The organism is Halanaerobium sp. (assembly GCF_003070835.1).
This window is the reverse complement of record NZ_QBLR01000231.1, coordinates 1-5,483: the sequence shown is the minus strand read 5'-3', so window position 1 is coordinate 5,483 and position 5,483 is coordinate 1. Positions and strand designations below refer to the sequence as shown.

Below are 5,483 nucleotides of genomic sequence, written 5' to 3'. Positions count from 1 at the left end.
ATTATGAATATTCAGTTCAAAAGCCAGTTTAAGTTTAGTACCAACTCCATCTGTTCCGGAAACTAAAACCGGATTCTGATAATTACTTAAATCAGGTTTAAAAAGTCCACCAAATCCTCCCAAACCGGTCATTACCTCCGGACCAAAGGTGGACTGCACATCATTTTTAATCAGTTCAACTGCCTGATTGCCAGCATCTATATCCACACCAACTTTTTTGTAATCTAAACCCACAATTATTCCTCCTCACTTAAATAACGGCTGTCTATCGGATAATCTCCATCAAAACAGGCAGTACAAAAACCAAGCTCAACCTCAGTTTTAATTGACTTGAGCATACCTGCCTGACTCAAATAGTGAAGACTGTCAGCTCCTATGTTTTCACTTATTTCTTCAACAGAATTATTGCTGGCTATTAGTTCCTGTCTACGTGAAGTATCAAGTCCAAAATAACAGGGATGTTCAACAGGTGGTGAGGAGATAGCCATATGAACTTCTTTTGCTCCTGCCTCTTTGATCCTTCCAATAATTTGTTTACTGGTTGTTCCTCTAACAATTGAATCATCTATTAAAATAATTTTTTTATCTTTTATAATTTCTTTAATAGGTGATAATTTAAGTCTAACTTTTAAATCTCTAATTTCCTGAGTTGGCTGAATAAATGTCCTACCCATATAGCGATTCCGCAAAATTCCTTGAGCATAGGGAATTCCAGATTCTTCAGCAAATCCTAAAGCAGCTGCAATTCCGGAGTCCGGTACAGGCACTACTATATCAGCTTCAATATCCATCTCCCGGGCCAGCTGTTTACCCATTTCTTTTCTGGCAAGCAAAACATTTTGACCTGCTATATTGCTGTCAGGTCTTGCAAAATAAATATATTCAAAAACACAGAGACTGGTATCATTTTCACCGGTATAACGGCGGCTTTTAATTCCGTCTTTGTCAATCACAACAACTTCACCTGGAGCCACATCACGTACAAATTCAGCCCCAATGATATCAAAGGCACAGCTTTCTGAAGCTACAATATAGCTGTTATCTAATTTTCCAATAGAAAGCGGCCTAAAACCACGAGGATCACGAATAGCAACCAGCTCATCTTTGGTCATTGCTACCAGAGAAAATCCACCTTTAAGTTGATGTAGACTTTGAATTAAAGCTTCAATTATATTATCTTCAAAAGAACGGGCCACTAAATGAGCAATTACCTCGGTATCTAAAGTAGAATGAAAAATAGAACCATTGCTTTCTAAATTATTTCTAAGCTCTGCTCCATTAGCCAGATTACCATTATGAGCTAAAGCTAAATCACCTTTCATGCTGTTAATCAAAATTGGCTGGGCATTAGCCAGTTTACTAGAGCCGCTGGTAGAATAACGGACATGACCTATTGCCATCTCCCCTTTTAAATTTCTGATATCTTCCTTCTCAAACGCACTTTCTACCAGTCCCATACTCTTATGCAAATTAAACTCACCCTGATGGTTGGTACAGATACCGGCACTTTCCTGACCCCTGTGCTGCAGGGCAATCAGCCCAAGATAAGTTAATTCTGCTGCACTGCTCTCCCCATCAGCATTAAAAATGCCAAAAACTCCACATTCTTCGCTCATTTTATCATCATTCAGCTCAGCCTGAGTTAACTTTAAATCATTAGAACTCTGCTGAACTGTCTTTAAATTTTTACTAGAGAAATTACAACTTTCTCTCATCAATTTTCCTCCCTTTAATGCTAAAATTATTTCCAGTCCTGGCCGGTAATCCGCTTATACATTTCATGATAAGCCTCTTCTACATTACCAAGATCACGGCGAAAACGGTCTTTATCCAGTTTTTCTTTTGTCTCACTATCCCAGAAACGGCAGGTATCAGGTGTTATTTCATCAGCCAGAATAATTTCTCCTTCGGCTGTTTTTCCAAATTCAAGTTTAAAATCAACCAGATCTACATTCCGCTCTTTTAAAAACTTAACTAAAATATCATTAATCTTATGGCCTAAGGCAATTAATCTTTCCAGTTCTTCTCTGCCTGCTAGTCCTAGAAGTTCAATATGAGACACATTGATTAGAGGATCTCCTAAGTCATCATCCTTATAATAAAATTCGATTACCGGCTGCTTCAGCGGTTCTCCTTCTTCCATGCCGATTCTTTTGGCCAGACTTCCGGCTGCAACATTGCGCATTACAACTTCTAAAGGAATAATTTCTACTTTTTCAACCAAAGAATCACGCACGTTTAACTCCTCTATTAGATGAGTTTTAATCCCTTTTTCTTCTAAAAATTTAAAAAAGAAGTTGCTTATCTTATTATTAATTTTGCCTTTTTCTGCAATCTGCCCCTTTTTCTGACCATCAAAAGCAGTTGCATCATCTTTAAAGTGAACAATTACCTGATCATCTTGATCTGTACTAAAAATTTGCTTGGCTTTACCCTCATAGAGCATTTCCTTTTTTTGCATCTTTATAAAACCTCCGTATTTAACTCATAATCAAATTTATTCTGCCAGTTTTTAACTATTTTTTTTGTTTTTTGAGCTGCGATTCCAGTATATTTTTCCGGTTTTAAAATTAATTCTTTCTGCCGCTCAGCAAAACTTTCCCAGTATCCCTGCAGCTCTTTACTCTCGGTTACCAGTTCTTTTAAAGAAAGATCTGTATTCTGTGCTTTTAAAGTCAGCTTCCTTATCGCCTCATGTGCATCGGGATGACCGGCTGCTGCTAAAAGAATATATAAAGGTTCGGCTACAATCATCTTTTTGTTCTGATCGAAATTCTTTTTAATATTTTCCTGATCAACTGCCATCTTGGAGCTAACCCTGGTCAATCGAGCTGCTGCTGAGAGTAAAGCAGTTATCAGCTCCGGAATAAAACGGGAAGAAGCCGAATTAGTCAGATCTCTTTGATGCTCAGATAGTTGATCCATATATACTGTAGTCATCTGAGGCATAAAAGCCTTCCATAAGCTTTTTACATTTTCGTAGTTAATTGGGTTTCTTTTATGGGGCATAGTTGAAGAACCAACCTGATCTTTACCAAAATGTTCACCAATTTCTGCAATTTCTGAGCGCTGCAGCTGGCGCATATCATCAGCAAAAGCTGCTAGAACACTAAAAGTTGAAACGAGAGCGTGAATAAAATCTGTCATCGGCTCAGCCTGAACTATCTGAGTTGAATGCTCACCAGGCTTTAAACCAAGTTCGGTTAAAACTTCCTTTTCAAACTCTTCCGGATCTTCAAAAAAGATATTGCTGGCATTATAAGCACCAACTGCTCCAGCAAATTTACCAATAAGTTTATCTGCTTTAGCTTCAATTTCTTCTATTCTTTCCCCCAGACGGGCTACATATTCGGCAATAGTAAAGCCAAAGGTTACCGGTACTGCATGCTGGCCGTGAGTTCTACCGATCTGGACTCTATCCTTTTCTCGCAGGGCAATTGATGCCCAGCTTTTATGTAATTCTTTTAATTTAGGTATAATTAATTCTGCAGCTGCCTTCTGATAGCGGAGGGAATTAGCTGTATCTACAATATCATAAGAAGTAGCTGTAAAGTGAATATAGGGGCGGCATTCTTTAGTTACTTTTTTTTGAATACAGTTAACTAAGGCTCTAATATTGTGTTTAGTCTTTGCTTCCTCTTTGTAAACCTCTTCTGTGGTTAATTCTTCAATCGCATTTTCAACTTCAGCTGGAGCCTGTTCAGGTGCTATTCCTCTTCTAGCCAGCACCTTAACTAAGGCCAGTTCAACCTCTGCCTGAAAGGCAATTGTCGCATTTTCGGAAAGGTATTTTCCAATCTCGTCAAAATTATTTTTCCGCCTTGAGTAACGGTGATCAAGGGGACTTATATTGGCAAAAATATCTCTATTCTGCAAATTTTTCGCTCCTCTCAAGGTATTCCTGATATCCCTGTTCTTCTAATTTTTCTGCTGTATCCAGTACTTTAGCTTTCATTTCCTGGCGATATTCTTTTTGCTTTTTATTTAACTCTTCGTCACTACGGGCTAAGATCTGTACTGCCAGTAAAGCAGCATTTTTGGCTCCATTGATCGCAACTGTTGCTACTGGAACACCCGGCGGCATCTGAACTATTGAATAAAGTGAATCAAGACCGCTCAACTTTGATGTCTTAACCGGAACGCCAATTACAGGCACAGTTGTTACTGCTGCTATCATTCCCGGCAGATGAGCTGCACCTCCAGCTCCAGCAATAATCACATCTAAACCTTTTTCTTCTGCTGTCTCTGCATAATTATATAATCTCTCTGGTGTGCGGTGGGCTGAAACAACTGTCAGCTCATATTCTACCTCAAATTGATCTAAAATTTCTGCTGCCTTTTTCATTACCGGCAGGTCAGAATCACTGCCCATAATAACTCCTACTCTAGGCTTCATAAAATTTTACCTCCCTAAATTTCTCCTTTAATTTCTATTAATTTACTGGCTTTTAATGCCTGATCAGCCGCTATTTTTAAGCTAGCTGCTGTAACTGTCAGATGGCCCATTTTACGGCCGGGCCTGGAAATAGTCTTCTGATAAATATGAACCTTTACTCCTTCTACTGCCAGAGCCGGATCTAAGCCTATTATTTCAGCTTTACCTTCTTGGCCGCTACCCAAAATATTACGCATTACTGCAGGCCTGACTAAAGTAGTATCTCCGAGAGGCAGATCTGTAATTGCTCTGATATGCTGTTCAAACTGAGAAGTAACACAACCTTCAATAGTATAATGACCTGAATTATGTGGTCTGGGAGCAATTTCGTTAACTAAAAGCTGACCTTCTTCTGTTACAAACATTTCTACACAGAAAATTCCTACTCCTTCAAAAACTTTGAGCACTTCTCTAGCAAATTCTTCGGCTTCTTGTTTTAGTTCAGCTGAAATCTCAGCCGGTACTTTTGTTTCATATAAAATATTCTCTCGATGATCATTTTCTCCAACAGGATAAACTTTCATTTCTCCATTTAAGCCACGAGCTGCTATAATCGAAATTTCTTTTTTAAAAGGAATATATTCTTCTACCATCAGCGGAGTCTTTCCTGCTCCCAGTTCCTGAAAAGCACTTTCCACTTCAACCTGACTATTAATCAAAGAATTTCCCTTGCCATCATAACCACCTGTACAGCTTTTTAGCATCAAGGGGTAGCCAAAATCACGAGCAGCTTCTTTAATATCAGCCGGACCTAAAACTTTTTTAAAATCAGGAACAGCTATCTGATCCTGTTTTAAAACATTCTTTTGATGATACTTATTTTGAATAATTTCTAAGCTGCGGGCTGTTGGATAAATTTTATAATCTTCAATTTCCAATTCTTTTAAAACCTCAACATCAATATGTTCAAATTCATAGGTTATTAAATCAGATTTTTGAGCAAGTTTTCTAATTGCCTCTCTATCATCAAAATCAGCTACAAGGTGCTGATCAGCAATGCTGTGAGCTGGACATTTTTTTGTTGGATCTAAAATTGTAACATAAAAGC

5 protein-coding genes and 1 pseudogene are annotated in these 5,483 nt (G+C 38.2%); all 6 read right to left on the bottom strand.

The genetic code is table 11. The features are described from left to right. Positions 1 to 234 (bottom strand): annotated as a pseudogene (locus CI949_RS16100) (phosphoribosylformylglycinamidine cyclo-ligase); the annotation flags it as partial. 2 nt (positions 235 to 236) lie between these two features. Beyond that, the gene (gene purF, locus CI949_RS16095) at positions 237 to 1,715 is read right to left on the bottom strand and encodes an amidophosphoribosyltransferase (protein WP_290768152.1); all 1,479 of its coding nucleotides are present in this window, start codon (positions 1,713 to 1,715) and stop codon (positions 237 to 239) included. A 26-nt stretch (positions 1,716 to 1,741) separates the two neighbouring features. Beyond that, positions 1,742 to 2,461 carry a phosphoribosylaminoimidazolesuccinocarboxamide synthase gene (gene purC / locus CI949_RS16090; RefSeq protein ID WP_290768150.1) on the bottom strand — a complete coding sequence of 240 codons (720 nt, stop codon included), beginning with the start codon at positions 2,459 to 2,461 and terminating at the stop codon, positions 1,742 to 1,744. A 2-nt stretch (positions 2,462 to 2,463) separates the two neighbouring features. After that, positions 2,464 to 3,876: a lyase family protein gene (locus CI949_RS16085; RefSeq protein WP_290768148.1), complete on the bottom strand. Its 1,413-nt coding sequence runs from the start codon at positions 3,874 to 3,876 to the stop codon at positions 2,464 to 2,466. Beyond that, positions 3,866 to 4,396 (bottom strand): 5-(carboxyamino)imidazole ribonucleotide mutase, encoded by a 531-nt coding sequence (gene purE / locus CI949_RS16080; RefSeq protein ID WP_290768147.1) that lies wholly within the window; start codon positions 4,394 to 4,396, stop codon positions 3,866 to 3,868. Before purE ends, CI949_RS16085 begins: the two co-directional genes overlap by 11 nt. Before the next feature lie 14 nt (positions 4,397 to 4,410). Beyond that, a partial coding sequence (locus tag CI949_RS16075; RefSeq protein WP_290768145.1) for a 5-(carboxyamino)imidazole ribonucleotide synthase occupies positions 4,411 to 5,483 on the bottom strand: 1,073 nt, incomplete at its 5' end.

Coding starts and splice junctions, on each gene's coding strand:
- purF (WP_290768152.1), bottom strand. CDS start 1,715: ATGAGAGAAAGTTGTAATTTCTCTAGTAAAAATTTAAAGACAGTTCAG.
- purC (WP_290768150.1), bottom strand. CDS start 2,461: ATGCAAAAAAAGGAAATGCTCTATGAGGGTAAAGCCAAGCAAATTTTT.
- purE (WP_290768147.1), bottom strand. CDS start 4,396: ATGAAGCCTAGAGTAGGAGTTATTATGGGCAGTGATTCTGACCTGCCG.